Below are 19,523 nucleotides of genomic sequence, written 5' to 3' on the forward strand. Positions count from 1 at the left end.
GTTTTGTATCATTTAAACATAGCATCTCCTATTCGATAAGTCGAATAATAATAGAAATGATAATGTTTTTGTTGTTTTCCATTGTAATTAAATACAGGACAAAATTAGTTATAAATTATATAGGTTATAAATTTTTTATATTATTTTCAGTATTTTTATTAAAACTATAAAAAAGTAGTGCTTATTTAGGTAATAATTCTTGAATTAATTATTTTACGACTATTTAATTTATAAATTCAAAATTTTAAATGATTCTATTTTATAGTTGGTGGGTATTGATTTAAAATTTTAGAAACAAATTCTTTAATTCTTTCATCTTTTTTGTCTGTATTGTTAGTTAAATAACCAGATCCTTCTCCTTGCCAAACCAATTCTTTTGTTTTAGCATCAATAATATCTATAAAAAGAGTGCCTTCTGGAGTAGTGGTTACATTTGTAAAACCGCCACCCATTCCCCACCATGGATTCCAGCCCCAGCCCCAGCCAAATCCCATGTTGTTATAAACATCAACACGTTCTCTTTCTTTGGTAAAAATACTAATCAAAACATCAGGATTTTCAGATTTACTGAAGCCTTTTGTTGGCATTACTTCATCGATAGAATATAAAATTCTTTTTTTGTCTAAATCTGAAATTTCAGCTTTATCTACACCACTTTTTAAATAGGCGTATGTTTTATAATTCGTAAATGTTGCTTTTTTATCATAATCAGCATTTACTCTTACTGAACTGCACGAAGCTAAAGTTGCAATAAATAAAATCGAAAGTAATTTTAATGTCTTCATAATTTTAATTGTTTAAAGTTTCAGGTTTCAGGAGTAAAGTTTTTAATCTCAAATTAACTTGAAACTTTAAACTTGAAACTATAATAAATTTTCGTCTACTATATTAGGGATGGTAATTTTTAATAAAGGTTGCGTTTCCATGGCTCTTTTTATTGCAAAAATGGCTCCTTCGTTTCTTGCCCAACTTCTTCTTGAAATTCCGTTGTTAACATCCCAGAAAAGCATTGACTCTAAGCGTCTTGATGCCTCTTTACTACCATCAAGAACCATACCAAAACCACCATTGATAACTTCGCCCCAGCCAACTCCACCACCATTGTGGATAGAAACCCATGTAGCGCCTCGGAAACTATCACCAATTACGTTCTGGATAGCCATATCTGCTGTGAACCGAGAACCATCGTAAATATTTGAAGTTTCACGATAAGGTGAATCTGTACCTGAAACGTCATGGTGGTCTCTTCCTAAAATTACGTAGCCAATTTCTCCACGAGCAATTGCTTGATTGAAAGCTTCTGCGATTTTGATTCGGCCTTCGGCATCGGCATAAAGTATTCTTGCTTGTGAACCAACGACTAATTTGTTTTCCTGTGCGCCTTTTATCCATTGGATATTATCCGCCATTTGTTGTTGGATTTCTTCAGGCGAATTTTTCATCATTTCTTCTAAAACATCACAAGCAATTTTATCTGTTTTAGCTAAATCATCTGGATTTCCTGAAGCGCAAACCCAACGGAATGGTCCAAATCCGTAATCGAAACACATTGGTCCCATAATGTCTTGAACGTAACTTGGGTATTTGAAATCGATATGGTTTTCTGCCATAATATCTGCTCCAGCACGAGAAGCTTCTAGTAAAAACGCATTTCCGTAATCGAAGAAATAGGTTCCTTTTGCAGTATGTTTATTAATTGCAGCTGCATGACGGCGTAAGGTTTTCTGAACTTCTTCTTTGAATTTATCCGGATTATTCGCCATCATGTCATTCGATTCTTCAAAAGAAAAACCAGTAGGGTAGTAGCCACCAGCCCAAGGATTATGTAAAGAAGTTTGATCTGAACCTAAATCGATATGTAAATTTTCCTGATCAAAACGTTCCCAAACATCTACTACATTTCCTAAGTAAGCAATAGAAACTACTTCTTGATTTTCTAATGCTTTGCGTACTCTTGCAACAAGCAATGTAATGTCTTCTACAATTTCGTTTATCCAACCTTGTGAATGACGAATATGTGTAATTTTTGGATTGACTTCGGCACAAACGGTAACGCAACCTGCAATGTTTCCTGCTTTTGGTTGAGCTCCACTCATTCCGCCTAATCCAGAAGTTACGAATAAACCGCCTTTTGGAGATTTTTTTATTTTTCTGAAGCCGTTTAAAACGGTGATTGTTGTTCCATGCACAATTCCTTGTGGACCAATGTACATATAACTTCCAGCAGTCATTTGTCCGTATTGAGAAACACCTAGAGCATTCATTTTTTCCCAATCGTCTGGTTTGGAATAATTTGGAATCACCATTCCATTCGTAACTACAACTCTTGGTGCGTCTTTATGCGAAGGGAATAATCCCATTGGATGACCTGAATACATGGCTAATGTTTGCTCTTCGGTCATTTCTGCCAAATATTTCATGGTCAATAAATATTGCGCCCAATTGGAAAAAACAGCACCGTTGCCGCCATAAGTTATTAGTTCATGTGGATGTTGAGCTACAGCATAATCCAAATTGTTTTGAATCATTAACATAATCGCTTTCGCTTGTTCGCATTTTCCTGGATATTCATGAATTGGTCGCGCATACATTTTGTAATCAGGACGAAGGCGATACATGTAAATTCTACCATACGCTTCTAATTCCGCTTTAAATTCTGGAATTAATTCCGCATGATGTTTCGCATCAAAATAGCGAAGTGCGTTTTTTAACGCTAATTTTTTTTCTTCGGTTGAAAGAATTTCTTTTCTTTTTGGTGCGTGATTTATTTCGGCTTCGTATGGTTTTGGATTTGGTAAAACCGATGGAATACCTTGTAATATTTGTTCTTGAAATGTCATAACTGAGTTTATAAGTTTAACAGATTAAAAGTTTAAAAGAGATTTTCAAATAAACTAATTTTCCCGTTTTTTATTTGTATTCGTTTTTTTATCAAACCCATAAGGGCAATGTCTACAACCGCTTTTACAACAATAGCCTCTCTTTAGATGATATTTTTCTGTGAAACACTTGTATCCTTCAGGTGTGTAGTAGAAATCTTCACCTTCTTTTAAATTATTCGGATTTAAATCGTTATTCATATCGACAAATCGTCTTAAAAATATTTATTTTTATCATTTTACAAAAATAAATATTTTTAACCAAGATTACTTCTTTCCTTTGGCTAAATAATAAATTAAAGAAGAAATTTACCAACTTTGTATCAAATGATAATAATAGTTTTTAAATATTTAATTCCGAAAGGATTTCGAGGAATAACTTTGTTTCCTTTTATATTGCTTTTTAGTAAAAGTGAAAAGCAAAATTGTGTAGTATTGAATCATGAAAAAATTCATATTAGACAGCAAATAGAATTACTAATACTTCCTTTTTTTCTGTGGTATTTTTTTGAATTTTTATTTAGATGGATTCAATGTAAAGACAAGAAAAAGGCTTATTTGAATATTTCGTTTGAACGAGAAGCATATACAAATGAAAAAGACCTCGACTATTTAAAGAGGAGGTCTTTTTGGAATTTTTTGAAATATTGTTAGTTGTTTTTTTTCTTTTTTAAAGTTGGATTTTCTGCTGGAACGCCATCAGAATATTTGCCTTCTCCTAAAAATATTTTGCCTGCATTTGGACCTGCGGGAACAACATCTCCTATTTTTATATGATCTTCAGGATTGTATTTATATACTATATGGTCTGATGGCCATTCATAAATTTTTCTTCCATCAGTTGGTTGATTTTTTGCCTTTGCAGCTAATGGTTCTTTGTCTGATTTTAAATAAGCTGGACCTGGTGCTTGTGGGAAACGTCCTTCTCCATAATTAGTTTTAGGTTTTACAACTAACTGATATTGTAATTTTCCAGAATGATTTCCTCCATTTAATTCTAAAATCTCTACAGAATTTTTAGTTTGCGACATTATTGTAATACCATTAAAATGGGGCATACCCACAGGTGTACAAATTACTCGTATTGGGTTTTCTTCATCAACAACTATTATATCTGCCAATATTTCATCAAGTATAATAGTTGCTTTTCCATTTACCATGTTAACTGTGCCGTAATCTTGATACCAATATTCTGGAGATTCTGGACAAGTTAGTGTTACTCTACCATGGTTTTCAGTTGGAATGATTTCAGATACTGAGGCAGTTCCTGTTATTTTTCTGTTTGTTCCTCCTACAGAAGTTCCTACATAGGCGTAAGCTTGTGAAGTTCCGCTATAATTTAATGCTTCAAAATAGCCTCCTGCTCTCGTGTTAGTGTTGCAATATGCATATCCTTGAACTCCAAATGAATCTTGATTTTGGCTGCTTGCCAATCCTTGAACACCTACTGAATACCCTGGATTTCCAGCAGTTGTTGCTCTATTATTAAAACCTCTCAATGCTATTTGTGTGCCTCCAAGCGTTGCATTAGTGATATTTAACTGGTTGTATGAGGTTGATGGATTGAAAGTTGCAGATGCATTATCAACATAACTGTAAGTTGCCATCCATACGTTTGAATAAGCTATGTTGGCTGCTACGGTTGCTGCACCTGTTGATTGAGCAAATATACTCGTGTATCCAGCAGCAGGATTATTTGCATATAAACCTGAACCATTTAAATTTTGTGCAGGAATTCCAAAACTAAAATTTGTTTCATAACCAATAACACCACCTACATTGGTAGAATGGCCAAAAATTGCATCTCCCGCACCACTACTAACGTCAAGTTTATAAGTTGATGGGGCGATATTGACACCTATATTTCCAGTGTTCCCAATACGAAGTCTTTCGGTATTATTTGTTCTAAACCTTAACTCAACATTATCTGTGGTACCAATAAAGTTTGTAGCGGGTGTGGTTCCAGCATTTCCAAGAATAGACCAGTCATTGGAGTTTCCGGTTGATAATCTAACCCATGCCGCTCCATTCCAATAATAATAGCCAGGTGTTACTTGATTTGGACCAACAGCAGATGTAAATGTATTATATACAAGTTCTGATGTAGTTGGTGCTGTAAGAGGAGCTGCAGCATTGGTAGCAGTTAATGCTACTCTTGGAATTAATAAGCCATCATTTGTTGAGGTTACATCTAAAGCTCCGTTTGGGATTGTAGTTCCAATTCCAACTTGAGCTGTTGCATAAAACCCATAAAATACGAATAAGAGTAAATGTTTTTTCATATAAATTAAGAGTTAGTTTGTTTTGTGTGCAACAAATTAATAATTAATTTAAATATTTAATAGTATTCTGTCTGTTTACTTGTTGAAGTGTTAGTTTTTATCGATAAAAAACAAAAAGGCAATCGATTCGATTGCCTTTTGTTTTTATTTTTAAAATATGTTTTAACCTATATGATTATAAATATTATTTCTTTTTAGGAGCTTCTTTTTTATTGTATTTAATAATGCCATTTGGAATTCTTTCGAATTTAACATTATTTCCATCAAAATAAATAGGAGTTCCTTCTTCTTTACCACCATCATTATTCATAACACCATTCATGTTCTTATCAAAATTGTTAGATAGAACAGTTTCTGAAATTTCTACTCCATTTTCATAACCTTTTCTTGTGCCTATAGCTGTCCAATTAAATGAAGCATTGCTTGTTCCATTTGAATTTTCTTTTACATAAAAACCATCATTTGTAACTTTGCTGATATAAACACCATTAGTTTCTCCAGTAGGAGTGATGGTAATATTGATTGGCTCGTTGTTAGAAACTAAGTTTTTGAATGCTTCTTTGAAAGTAATATAGCTTTCTCCATTAGAAAGTTTTCCTACGCCTCTTGTTGTTACATCTACTTCTGTTGAAGTTGCAGTATAAGAAATGGTTCTTTGAGCGTTATTTGTTTCTGTTAATTGTACAATTGGTTCATTTGTAATAGTATTTCCTTGCACATACATTCCAAACTCATTTCCTTTTGTCATTAATCCATATTGATTTCCCTTTATATAACCTCCCATGAAACCTCCGTTTACTCCAAGTCCAATTAGGTTATTTTGGTTTGCTACATTATTTAGTCTACCAGTGCCTGTTACAACTCCTCCTGCACTTCCAAAATATCCGCTATAATTTGTTCCAGCTCTTGATACATATCCTAAAATTCCAAAATCACCAGCTGCATTTGTGCCTAATACTCCACCTGTAGCATCTGGTTGATCTGCAACTCCTAATAAAAGAATGTCTCCAATAACTCCAAATTGATATGCATCAGAAGAAGAGGATCTTGTTGCAAAATTTCCATATACACCAGCCATTGCATTAGAAGAAGTGTTGTATGCTCCACCTTCAAGGCCAGTTCCTTTTGTAATATTATTGTTTTCTCCTAAAACAGGACTTGCTGTTGTTAATCCAGAAGCAGTTTCATCAATAATTCCGTGAACTCCGATTGGAATTGTTGTTACTCCTGTAGCACCATCTGCTTGACCTAAAACTCCTTCTCCTGTTTGTACAAAACTTGAAATAACGCTTGGTTGTGTTAGCCCAACAACTCCATATCCAGATCTATTTGAAAACCCAAAAACACCAATTCCGCTATCGTCTGAATAGCCTGATACCGCTCTTTTTTTAGTGCTATTTGGGTATCCAGTAATGTTTTGAAATGCTGTTGCAGAAGAATGTGCAGAAAAAACATCTCTCGTGTCTTCTCCAGATGCTTTTCCGATAACAGTATTTCCTTGTACTCTTAATCCGTTTGTTGGTGCCGCATTAGTTGATGCATACGTTGCTCCAATACTAACATTGCTGTTTTCTCTTAGTCTTACACCTTCAACTCCATTAGTTGTTAGTCCTAAGTTGTCTGCTGCAGAACGAAATACTCCTGTATTAGAGTCTGCATTCCAAGAAAATGCTGGCTCTGTATTTGTTCCTGCAAAATAGGATTGTAATTGACCGTTAGTGTTTGAGATATTTAAGCGGTCAGTGTTGTTTGTTTTAAATCGTAAATCTTGAGCATCACTAGTTCCTACATAATTTGTTCCAGGTGTAGTACCAGAATTTCCAGTTAAAGCCCAATCGTTATTTGAACCTGTAGTTGTTAATTTTTGCCAAACTGAACCATCAAAATAATAGAACCCGACTACATCTATGTTTGAAGCTTGTCCTGTTTGTGTGCTATTAAGTGCATTAACATAGATTAGAGTAGATGTAGTAACAGGTGTCATGTTTCTAGCTCTTCTTCTGTCAACTCTAGGAATTATTAGTCCATCTACATTGGTAGCTCCACCAGTTGCATTTAATGCTGTTATATCAAGTGTCGATTGAGGTGTCGCTGTACCAATTCCTACTTGCGAAAAAACTGAAATATTTATTAATAATAGAAAATAAAGTGTAAATTTTAAAATTTTCATGATTTTTTTGTTTTTAGAGAAGGCAAAAATAATGCTTTTTTTTAAAACTTATTAATTATTCGATGTAACGCGTAAAATGCCGATAAAATACCTTTTTAATCGATAAAATGCATTTTTTATTTAAGAATTTGTTGTTAATTGTTGTTGTAATTATATTTATTTAGTAATTTTTGTTTTAAATATTTTTAATTTGGTATTAAATGTTATAAAAATAACATTTAATTAAGTGATATATTTTCTATTTTGTGCCTTTTTTGATTATGGAATTTAGTTTACTATAATTTAGCCTTTTTTAGATTTAAATTTTATGAACGATTATCTTTGATAAAGGCATTTTTAATATATAATAGTTAAAAAAAAACAGCACCAAAATTAATTGATGCTGTAGTATTTTAAAGAACCAAATTATTTTTTAGTTCTGTTTTGATATAGTATTAATAAATTATTTTTTTATTAACTATTGTGCCATTGGTTAATGTAATTTGAATTATTAATCCAGCATTATTTTTTTGAATTTTAGATAATGGAATTTCAAAACTATTAACCTCTGGATAAAAGACTAATTCTCTACCAATAATGTCAAAAACTCTAACGGATTGGATTTCGTTTTTGGTTGATTTTACTGTTAAAACGTCTGAATTGATAACCCAAATATTATTATTATCTGCTTCAAAATCATCTGCTCCTAAAGTTTCGTTCGTGTAACGTAATACAAAACGATTATCATGATTTCCAGCAACGCTTGTAAAACTATATGGACTTTGTCTTAAATCATGAATAATGTTCGTTAACTTGTCTTCCAAGTAAATATTTTGATTTGTATTGGTAAAGAAACCATCAACCACTCCTATTCCTATTGAATAAGTTCCATCTTGTGGTACTTTATATCCTATTGAAACTTTATCATTTTGATCAAAAGGTAATGCTCTACCTTGTATTACCATAGTATCATCACCAATTTTTGAGTACAAATTAAAGTCTAATTTCTCATCAGTAATTGCATCATACATTCTATCTCTATCATTTGAAGCCTCATTAATATATCCTACCAAATTTCTAACAGCATTTGAATTAGATCTAATTAAGTCTAGCCAAATTCTTCCATTACCATCATCAATTCTTTGGTTCGTATTTCTGAAAAACTCGCTATTATCATTTGATGTTCCTCTCATAGAGTTATCAAAAGTTACAGTTTCATTTGTTCCTGCTGATGTATGTAACATAGAAACAAAGAAACCTTGACCTGATGCAATTGAACCTAAAAATATACCTGGCCCTGAAGAAGTACCTGAGCTATTATAAGTTATATAGTCGCCAGGAGAGTAGTTGTATACATGGTCATCATAAAAATGATCTGCTATGGCATTATCAGGTAATGTTCCGTGTGTCCATACTTTAATAAATCCATCAATATTAGTATTGGCTGATAAAAATGATATAGCGTTTACAGCAGATGGATATGGGTTTCCTATTAGATTCCAGTTGTCATCATGATCGGTAGCTAATGTTGAAGATAAACCTGTTGAATAACTTCCTGAATTCCATGCGCCTCTTGATATTGGTGTTGTAATAACTCCGTTATTTGGCGTGCCTGTAAAAGTTGCAGTAAATGGTGCTAAGGCCGTTGTAAAATTATTCGGTCCTCTAACAATGTATCCTTTTCCTAGTTCCATAATTTCATTACCGCTAATCCAAGTACCATGGTTGTTAACAGTATAACCTAAACTAGGAGCCCATTTATAAATATAACTTGTTGGTGTTAAAGGTGAAATAGCGCTACTTGCAAAGGATGTTACAGGAGATGACCAATAGACATAGTCTAATCTTCTCATGTTAACCGTTCTATGCATGTGCATTGTTCCAGAATTTACATCGTTATTAATTTGAATTAAGCTTGAGCTATTGTTAAGTTGTAAATCTCCACCAGCATTAATGTTAACCCAATCAGTAATTATTAAATCATTTGTTGTATTAACAGTTAAAACAGCTCCATTTTCTATAGTTAAATTTAAACCTAGAGCATCGTAGTTTGTACCAGATACGATAGGGTCGTTAGCTGTGTTAGGAATTACTACACAATCAGCCGAAGTTGGAACTCCAGTAGGTGTCCAGTTGTTAGCATTGTTCCAATTAGTATTAACTGAGCCATCCCATACTTTTGATCCATTAATTGTAACTGTAGTTTCGTCTGTTTCTACTATTGTGCTTCCATCACATAAAGTATATGTAATCTCAGCGGTATATGTTGTTGTTGAAGTTGGGCAAACGTTAATTGTTGGAGTTGATCCTACTACAGGCCCTGCTGTCCCTGATCCTTCATGCCATACAATAGAAGCTATTGAAGTTCCATTAGGTACAAAGCGCCAAGCTTCATTAGTTGTAGACCAATTTGGATCTAACACATTTCTTCCTGGAGGCACGGATGCTAAGGTACCCGTTGAATTTTGAATTCCAATTACGGCATTACCATCATTCCACATTGGTTCCGAACCGAAACCTGCATAAGTGGTCACATTTTTTTTCTGAATATAAACTTCAATGATATTTGAATTTTCATAAAGCACTAACATTCCAGTATAATCATTAGCACTATCGTTTGAGAACATTGGAACATTATACCATGCCACAACTAAAGCTCTACATCCACTTGGAAGATTTACTAATTCCCATCCTACATTACCTGCAGTTGAAGGATCCATATCGTGAAATACTCCAAATATAGCATTTTCAATTAAAGCAGCATGTCCACTAACTGGAAGATTTGTTCCTGGTGAATATGTACTCCATCCGCAATATCCGCCAGGAGTATTATTAGTTGTATCAAAAGTTATAACTCCATTTGAGCCTATTAAACATCTATTAAATGTGTTTCCATAGAAGCAAAAATCAAATGGTAAATTTACAAGAGGTGACCATACATCATCTGTATTAACACTAACAGGATTAGCAAGTCCAGTAAATGCAAAAGGAGGATTATAAACTATTGGTTCAACTATATAATCTGTTGTATCTCCTAAATCTAAATAAGTTGCTTCAAGATCTACACAAGTGCTAGCAGCAACACAATTAATTGCAGCTGGATCGGCTCCATTTAAGCCTAATCCACCTGAAACTACATTAGGACAACCAGTAACAACAGTACTCACTGTCATTACTGTAAAAATTCCAGCTGAAGAAGTTGCTGATAAACCGCTGTTAGTGCAAGTAGAAACTAATTGCCAATGTACTAAACCACTAGCAGGAGCTATTGCACCATTGTAATTTGTATATGTACTTGTAGCTGCGCCTGCATTTGTCCATGACGTTCCACCGTCTGTACTGAACTGCCACTGATACAACATGTCTAATGCTAAAGTATTACCTGTAGCTGTTACTGAATATGTTGAGCCAGGCCACCCAGTATTAGGGCTTGTAGATGCGCTACCTCCAGTAGGTGTGCCCAAACAAGAAGGGAAACAGGCGCCACTGTATGATACAGAAAGTGAAAATCCGGAATATACTACTGAACTATCTGAAGTAAATTGAATTGTTAATGTTTGTCCAGCCGCACCAGTGAAATTAATTGAACCATTCCCTGAATAACTTGCTAATAAAGTTCCTCCTGTTCCTACTCCAGAGTAAATATTTATATCATCTATACTTTCGGTAATGTAATTACCAAAAATTGTAATTGTAGATCCAAGACCTGCTTCTAAAACAGTATAACCGTTAGATGAATTGGAATAATTTCCTGAAACACCCCCATTGTCATATAGTACAGTATTAGTTCCACAAGAAACAGTATTATTACCAGAAGAAGGAATATTTAATGTATTTACAGTAGTAAAGGAAGCGTTTGAGGAATTTGCAACCATGCCGCTATTTGTACAAGTTACAACTAATTGCCATAGTACAACAGTTCCTAATACTGGTGCTGAAGCGGTATAATTTGAGTAAGTACTTGTTGCTGCACCAGCATTTGTCCAAGTTGATCCAGAATCTGTGCTATATTGCCATTGATATAACATATTTGTGGCTGAGGTATATCCAGATGATGATACTACATAGTTTGAGCCAAATGCACCAACTGATGGTGAAGTACTGACAGTACCTCCGCTCGGTGTTCCAGAACATGCTAAGTAACAAACCCCGCTATAAGTTATTGTTAGATTAAAACCTGTGCCGTTAATAGAGCCATCCGAAGTGAATTCTACAGTAAGTGTTTGTCCAGCAGTTCCTGTGTAATTTAGTGTTCCAGAACCAGTGTAAGAACCTAATAATGTTCCAGAAGTTCCAACGCCATCGTAAATTCTTATGTAATCGTAGGTTGATTCAGTATCGTGATTTCCAGAAATATTTATTGTTGCTCCAGTTCCAGCTTCTAAAACTGTATATCCATTAGAATTTGATACGTAGTTTCCAGAAGGTCCTCCATTGTCATATAAGACAGAGTTAGTACCACAACTAATTGTGTTGTTACCTGTAGAAGGTATAATTGCAACAACAGTTAATACAGCTACATTAGAATTTGCTGATGTACCACATGTATTGCTTGAACGTGTTCTATAACGATAACCACTCATAGAAAGAGGTACATTTGTAAGATTTAAAGTTGCTGTTGTTGCATTGCTATAAACACCTCCATTAGTTACTGTTGTCCAAGTTGTGCCTCCATCAGTACTTACTTCCCAAATAAAAGTTGTTGGAGAATTACTATAGGTAGCACTAAATGATGTATTAGTTCCTGGAGCAATTGTTTGGTTAGCAGGATTAGAAGAAATTGTTGGTGCACTACCAACTGATAATGCCGTATTATTAGAGTTTACTGTACACCCTAAAGCGTTTCCAACAACTACATAATAATTTCCAGCATCTATAGAGGCAGGATTAGTAATTGTTAAGGTCGCTGTTGTTACACCACTATAAAGCGCTCCGTTTGTTAGTAATGTAGCAGGTGCTTTATACCACTGGTATGTTGTTGCGCCTGTAGCTGTTACTGTCATCGTTCTTGTTCCAGAACCAGCACATACAGTTGCTGGAGCAACTGGTTGTACAGTAATTGTAGGAGGGGAGTTAATTGTAATTGAATAACCATTATGCATTCCTCTAGGGCTTGTTACAACAACCTGACCACTTGTTGTGCCAGGTGCTACTACAGCGGTAATGGTGTTTAAGTTTACACGGGTTACACTCGTACATGATGTGCCGTTTATAGTTACTGTATGAGTCCCAGTTTCAAAGTAATTACCTGATATTGTTATTGTATTGCCAATACATGAGGATGCAGTTACACTGTTAACTACGATGTAATTAAAGACAACTCTTCCAACAGCACCAGCACCACCAGATCTTGGCCCAGTTCCTCCACCAGCTCTTTCGCCACCACTTCCGCCTCCACCGGGAATACCTCCACCAGCACCATTAGAATTTGTTCTTGGAGCTGCTCCGCCTGCTCCTTGGATAGTTATTAAATTTGTTAAATCGTTAAGACCTAAACCAGATACACCTCCTGCTTGACCTGAGGTATTTCCTATTGTACCGTTTGAACCATTGTTATTTGTTGTTCCACCACTAGCAATACCTCCTGTTCCTATTGCTCCAATGTTTGGCCCTCCACCAGTTCCTCCATTAGCAATGATATTACATAATGGTAAAGCACTAGTAATTGTAGTATTTCCTCCAGTTCCTCCAGTTCCTGCTGGATTATTTATTCCTGCCGCGCCACCTCCACCTATTGTATAGGTAAATGTATTACCTGCATTCACTGTATAGGTTGCTGTAGCGGCTCCGCCACCGCCACCGCCAGAACCTCCATTGTTGTTAGAATCTGATCCGCCGCCGCCGCCGCCGCCGCCAAAGGCGCCAACTGTAACATGTGTTACATTTGCAGGAACCACAAACGATCCACTACCTGGACCATTTTGAAAGCCTGGCTGTGCAAATGAGATAATACTAAATAAAATAAAACAACTTAAAATAAATTGTTTTATTGTTTTATGGTTTGTTAAGTAATTAAAATGAAAAACGAAATAGTTTTTCAAAAAATAAGTAATGATTTTCATTTTATTTAGAGCTTTTGTTGTGAATTTGATTTGTTAACTCTCAAATATATATAATTTAATTATATTATTCGTTTTTTTTGACTATAAATGTTTAAGTAAAATGTTAAATATGTACAAATTATTCGTTTTATCGATAATTTAAGCATTTCATCTGGCAATATTACAAAAAAAAAGGCTAACAAGTAGTTAGCCTTTTTTTTTATTAAAATTTATTTTTTATTAAAAAATTACTTTAAAAGTTTTAACAGATCCATTTTCTAATGTAACCTCTACTAATAAAGCACTTTGAGTTTTCATTATATTAGTTGATGAAAAAGTTGAGTTATTTACATTATTATACATACCTAACTGTCTTCCTAATAAATCATGAATTCTTACCGATTTCATGTTTTGATTAAATGAGTTAATGTTTATTGACTCATTTGTGAAAATATTGACAGTGTTATTGGTGTCAAAATCTTCATTTCCTAAAGTGCCATTGAACTTCAAAATAAAACGAGTGTCATTTGTTCCAGTAGTTCCTGTAAAACTATATGGTGCTGCTCTCAAATCATGTGTTATTCCTAAAGTTAGATCTTCTAAATAAATGTTTTGAGATGTATTTGTGAAAAGACCATCAACAGCAGCAATAGCAATTGTATAAATGCCGTTTTCAGGAATCGTTATCCCAAGAGGAATTTGATCATTGTTGTCAAATGGTAATGCTCTACCTTGTATGCTTAGTCTTTCAAATTCATTAGTTGAAAAAATTTCAAATGTAGTTTTAACATCTAATGCTGGTGCATCAAAAAGTCTGTCTATTTGATTTGTAGCTCCAGCAGCATAGCCTACTAATGTTCTTATATTTGTTGTGTTAGGTGCAACTAAATCTATCCATATTCTATTTCTTTCTATTTCATCAGTTGATTGCGTTTCATTTCTAAAAAACTGATCATTTCGATGTGTGTTGCTTCTCATAGTATTATTAAATACTACATTTTCAGTTGTTGCAGCAGTAGTGTGATTCATTCGAACGAAAAATCCTTGTCCAGCTCCAATTTTACCCGTAAATAGAGGGCTACTTGAAGCTCCTAAATTATTATATGTAACATAATCAGCAGTAGTATAATTATATTGAAAACTTTGATAGAATGGTTCAACACTACTTACAGGTAGAGTGCCATGCGTCCAGATTTTTACAAATCCAGCAATATTAGTATTTGTTGACATAAAACTTAAAGCATCAATTGCAGATGGGTATGGATTTCCAACTAAGTTCCAATTATCATCATCTGCGGTAACAGGTGTAGATGTTGGTCCTGCATAAGGTCCACCATTATAAGTACTTCTACTAATGGTTGCGTTGATAATTCCATTATTTGGAACACCAATAAAGTTTGCTGTATAATTTTGAAATGCTGTTGTATAACTATTTGGTCCTCTAACAATATATCCTTTACCAAGAATCATTGTTTCATTACCAGAAATCCAATTACCAAAATCACTTGCATATCCAGTTGATGTTGTTGGTGACCATTTATATATGTAAGTGTTAGTTGTACCTGGTGAAATTGCACTAGAACTAAAGTTAGCAACTGGAGATGACCAATAAACATAATCTTGTTGTCTTATGTTTGCATTTCTTTTCATAGAAATAATACCTGTATTTGCTACATTGTTTATTTGAATTAAACTACTACTGTTTTCTAGATTGAATGTTCCTCCAACACTTACATCAACATAATCTGTTATAGTTAATGTGTTTGTAGGTAAGATGTTTAATTCGCCACCTGGTTTTACTTGTAATGTTTTTCCAAAACCATTAACATTACTTCCAGATATAATTGATCCATTTGTAGCATTTTTAATGATTACACAAGTGTTTGCATCAGGTACACCAACTGGTAACCAGTTATTTGGGTCTGACCAGTCATCTGTATTGCCTAACCAAACTTTAGATTTATTATCAACTGAAACAGTTTGGTTTACCGCACAACCATTTGATAATGTTGCTGTTGCTGTAAATGAATATGATGTTTGTTCTAATTGTGATAAATTAGGTTTTACATATACTGTAACGGCTGGTGAACCAGGGATATATGGAATTGTACATGCTAAATCTTGATAAGCGTCTACTGGAAGTGCACTTGTCCAATTAAAAGATGTGTTTAAAGGAACATTTCCAAATAATTTAACATTATCTATAGCCACTCCATCACACCAAACTCCATAATAGCGAATTCTAAATCTAAAATTAGGATTGTTAATATAAGCACTCAAATCAAATTCTATATTTGTAAAACGAGTTCCGTAACCAATATCGGCTGTGTATCGAGTAATTTCTGTTGGCCATGTTGCTCCTCCATCAGTTGAAACCTCAATTGAAACGTAATCATTTGGTAAACTAGTACCATCTATAAAATATCTTGAATAAAAAATGTCAAAATTTAAAAATAAATCTAAATATGTGTTTGTGTTAACTGTAGGTGATTGTAAAGCTGTGTTAATTGTATAAGCTCCAACATCAGAAGTTGCCATAACGAAATTATTTCCACCTAAACCTGATGAAATTGCTGGAAACCAAACTTGTTGTGCAGGTACAAAAGTACTTGTTTCGTTTTGCCATTGTGTTAATGCGTTTATAGCTCCTCCGTTTGAAGTTATATTATTAACACCAAACACACCCAAACCTGAATTGAATTTTTCATCGATAAGATATGTTAATTCAACATCTCCCGAAGCGGTTAAAGATAATACTTGGTTTTCACCACATACCTCTGGTAGGGAAGGTGTGAAGCTGATGGTAGCCAAAGGATTAACTTTTGCAATCACTTTAGTTCTTACTAAAGATTCACATCCGTTATAAGATGAAACCCAATACGTTGTAGTTGCAGCAATTACAGGAGTAGTCCAAGTTCCTGTTGCAGTTGTTGCTAATGGAGCTCCTCCGTATTCGTTTGCATACCATCTGTATTCTGAAGGACTATTTGTTCCAACGGCAGTTAATTGAACTGTTCCTGGGCCACAAGTTTCTAGTTCAGTAACGCTTGTAATAAACGTGTTACATGTTGCTACAACAGTAAAGGTATAGTCTTCAGTTTCTCCATAATAATTAATGTTTTGACATGAGTCAAACGTGCTTATAGCATTAGGGTCATATGGGGCAACATAGTCGTCTTTATTAATTCTTATTCTTATTCTATAATCTCCAAGAGCTTGTGCTATAGGTATAATAAATCCAAAAGAAGTTGAATAAGTTGCTACACCTCCAGAACTATACACTTCTTCAGAGACATCTAGAAAATCTCCATCTCGATTCCAATCTACCCATGCTTTTACATAGCCTCTACTATTCGTTTGCATTGATATATTTACACCTTGTCCTTGTGCTTGACGAGCTTTGTTTGGAAGTCCAGAAAAATCTTCATAACCTCTTGGTACGGATGAAAATGTTGAAGTGTTAGAAACATCATTCAATGATCCAACAAAAGAAATATTCGTAAAATAAGTTAAATTCTCAAAAGTTGCCCCTACAGAAGGTGTGCAATAGCTTGGTGCTGTAGTGGTTGTAGTTGTTCCAGTTAGTGGAGCTGTAGTGTTATAAATAGGTCCTCCAGTACATAAACTATTGTATGAGAATACAAAAATATAATACGTTGTACTAATTGTTAAACCGGTAGCAACAAAAGAAGTATTACTGTCAGTATCTACAATAATATTTGTGCCTCCTAATACACCTGAGCCAATTGTATAACTAGTTCCATTTGTCAATGTTGGTGCAATTCCTGTTGTATTAATAACTACTAAATAATTATCTGAAACTGGTGAAGCAGCTGTAAAAGATCCGCCTATAGTTGTACCTCCAGGACTTAAAAACAAGGCAGTTGGTTGTGCGGTTGGAGCAACACAAGGTGACGCATCAATAATTTGTAAAGAATAATCTTCGGTTTCACCATCAAATCCTGTTTGACAAGGTCCAGTGGTTGCAGCATTATATCTAGACTGAACTCTCATTAATATGGTGCCACTTATAGCTCCTAAAGGGACTGGTATTGAAAGAGGAGATAAACTTGTTAAGCCGTTTGTTACATTTGTAGCTGTTCCTAAATTGTAAAATTCACCTGCGTCAGCAAAACTTCCATTTCCATTCCAATCAATATAAACAGATTGGTAATTTGTGTAATTTCCACCTGTATTAATGTAAATGTTTAAGGGGTATGAACTTCCTTTTATTAGTGTTGTGCTTAATGAAGTAAAATCTTGGTAACCTGTATTAACAGATGTTCCTAAATTGTTAATAGTATTAAAATTTACACCTGTAATTCCATCTGGAAATGTACCTCCACTGGATGCGCAAATAGTTACAGTTAAAATTGCAACATTAGAATTTGCTGAAGTTCCACATATGTTACTCGTTCTAGAGCGATAACGATAGCCATTCATTGAAAAAGGTACACTTGTAAGATTCAAAGTTGCTGTTGTAGCATTGCTATACACACCACCATTTGTTACAGTCGACCATGTTGTTCCTCCGTCAGTACTAACTTCCCAAATAAATGTAGTTGGTGAGTTTGCAAACGTAGCACTAAAGGAAGTGCTTGCTCCAGCTCCTATGGTTTGGTTTGCAGGATTTGCCGATATAGTTGGAGTACTTCCAACAGATAATGCTGCATTATTTGAATTTAATGTACAGCCTGCTGCGTTTCCAACAACTACATAATAATTTCCCGCATCGGTTAAGGCAGGATTTGTTATGGTTAAGGTTGCTGTATTTACACCACTATATAAAGCTCCATTTGTTAATAAAGTTCCAGGGGATTTATACCATTGATAAGATGTAGTTCCAGTAGCAGTTACAGTCATTGTTCTTGTTCCAGAACCACCACATACTGTTGCTGGTGCAGTTGGTTGAACTGTAATTGTTGGAGGAGTGTTTATTGTTATAGTGTAACCATTATGCATTCCTCTAGGGCTAGTTACAATCACTTGACCACTCGTTGTGCTTGGAGCAACTACTGCAGTTATAGTGTTTACATTAACACGGGTAACACTAGTACAGGCAGTACCATTTATTGTTACTGTATGGGCGCCAGTTAAAAAATAATCTCCAGTTATTGTAATGGTATTTCCAATACAAGCTGTAGCGGGAACAGAATTAACTACAATATAGTTAAAAATTAATTCACCTGTAGCTCCAGCTCCACCAAATCTTCTGCTTCCACCTCTTTCTCCACCGCTTCCGCCGCCTCCAGGAATACCTCCTGTTGCGCCATCAGAATTTGTTCTTGGAGCAGCACCTCCAGCACCTTGTTGCGTAATTAAATTGGTTACGTCGTCTAATCCAAGACCTGAAACTCCTCCCGCTTGCCCCGAAGTGTTCCCTAATGTACCGTTAGAGCCATTGTTATTTGTTGTACCGCCACTTGCGGTACCTCCAATACCTGTCAATCCTAGATTAGGTCCTCCGCCGGTTCCGCCATTAGCAACTATATTACAGAATGGTAATGCGCTTGTAACGGTTGTGTTTCCACCAGCTCCTCCAGTTCCTGCAGGATTGTTGTTTCCTGCAGTACCACCTCCACCAATTGTATACATAAAAGTGTTTCCAGCAGTAACTGTGTAAGTTGCCGTAGCAGCTCCGCCACCTCCGCCACCTGATCCTCCTTCATCATTAGTATCAGAACCGCCACCACCACCACCACCACCAAAGGCGCCAACTGTTACGTGGGTTACGTTTGCAGGCACAACAAATGATCCGCTATTAGGTCCATTTTGAAATCCTGGCCATTGAGCATGGGCGTTACTGACAAAAAGAAATAGAAAACCTAAAATGTAAAAAACCATATTTTCTTTCAGGTTTTTAATTTTTATTGTTAATTCAAGTAAATTTTTTGAAAGAGAATTTGATGAGGTGTAATTATGTTTCATAAAATATACATTTTTACAAGATTGATAGATTTGTTGTTTTGTTCACCTCAAATATAATAATATATTTTAAATAATTGCATTATGAGTCAATAAATTACGATTTTAATAATAAAAAATAATAGAAAATTTATTTTATTTGTTATTTTAACATATAAACACGATATTTTTTAATTTAAATTTTATTTTTTTATCATACGAAATCGTTTGAGAGTGTAATTTTTTAGGTAAAAAAGTAGGTTATAAT

General features: G+C 34.6%; 7 protein-coding genes. All 7 read right to left on the minus strand.

Going from position 1 to position 19,523, the window contains the following annotated elements:
* Nucleotides 1-254: 254 nt before the first annotated feature.
* The 7 genes from GFJ94_RS10715 to GFJ94_RS10740 all read right to left on the minus strand — a co-directional run bounded on the left by GFJ94_RS10715 (nucleotide 255) and on the right by GFJ94_RS10740 (nucleotide 19,279).
* Nucleotides 255-785 (minus strand): DUF4136 domain-containing protein, encoded by a 531-nt coding sequence (locus GFJ94_RS10715; RefSeq protein WP_153201520.1) that lies wholly within the window; start codon nucleotides 783-785, stop codon nucleotides 255-257.
* 78 nt (nucleotides 786-863) lie between these two features.
* Nucleotides 864-2,840, minus strand: a complete 1,977-nt coding sequence (locus GFJ94_RS10720; protein ID WP_153201521.1) for a urocanate hydratase — start codon at nucleotides 2,838-2,840, stop codon at nucleotides 864-866.
* A 54-nt stretch (nucleotides 2,841-2,894) separates the two neighbouring features.
* Nucleotides 2,895-3,080, minus strand: coding sequence for a DUF5522 domain-containing protein (locus tag GFJ94_RS12580; protein WP_162523841.1), 186 nt, complete (start codon nucleotides 3,078-3,080; stop codon nucleotides 2,895-2,897).
* A gap of 449 nt (nucleotides 3,081-3,529) precedes the next feature.
* Nucleotides 3,530-5,161, minus strand: a complete 1,632-nt coding sequence (locus tag GFJ94_RS10725) for a hypothetical protein (RefSeq protein WP_153201522.1) — start codon at nucleotides 5,159-5,161, stop codon at nucleotides 3,530-3,532.
* 184 nt (nucleotides 5,162-5,345) lie between these two features.
* The gene (locus tag GFJ94_RS10730) at nucleotides 5,346-7,331 is read right to left on the minus strand and encodes a hypothetical protein (RefSeq protein ID WP_153201523.1); all 1,986 of its coding nucleotides are present in this window, start codon (nucleotides 7,329-7,331) and stop codon (nucleotides 5,346-5,348) included.
* A 434-nt stretch (nucleotides 7,332-7,765) separates the two neighbouring features.
* Nucleotides 7,766-13,372, minus strand: coding sequence for a CUB domain-containing protein (locus GFJ94_RS10735; RefSeq protein WP_153201524.1), 5,607 nt, complete (start codon nucleotides 13,370-13,372; stop codon nucleotides 7,766-7,768).
* Nucleotides 13,373-13,591: 219 nt separating this feature from the next.
* Entirely contained in the window at nucleotides 13,592-19,279 is a 5,688-nt protein-coding gene (locus GFJ94_RS10740) for an S-layer family protein (protein WP_153201525.1), read from the minus strand.
* Nucleotides 19,280-19,523: the final 244 nt, after the last annotated feature.

It is taken from the genome of Flavobacterium sp. LMO8, assembly GCF_009495755.1.
Classification (GTDB): Bacteria; Bacteroidota; Bacteroidia; order Flavobacteriales; family Flavobacteriaceae; genus Flavobacterium.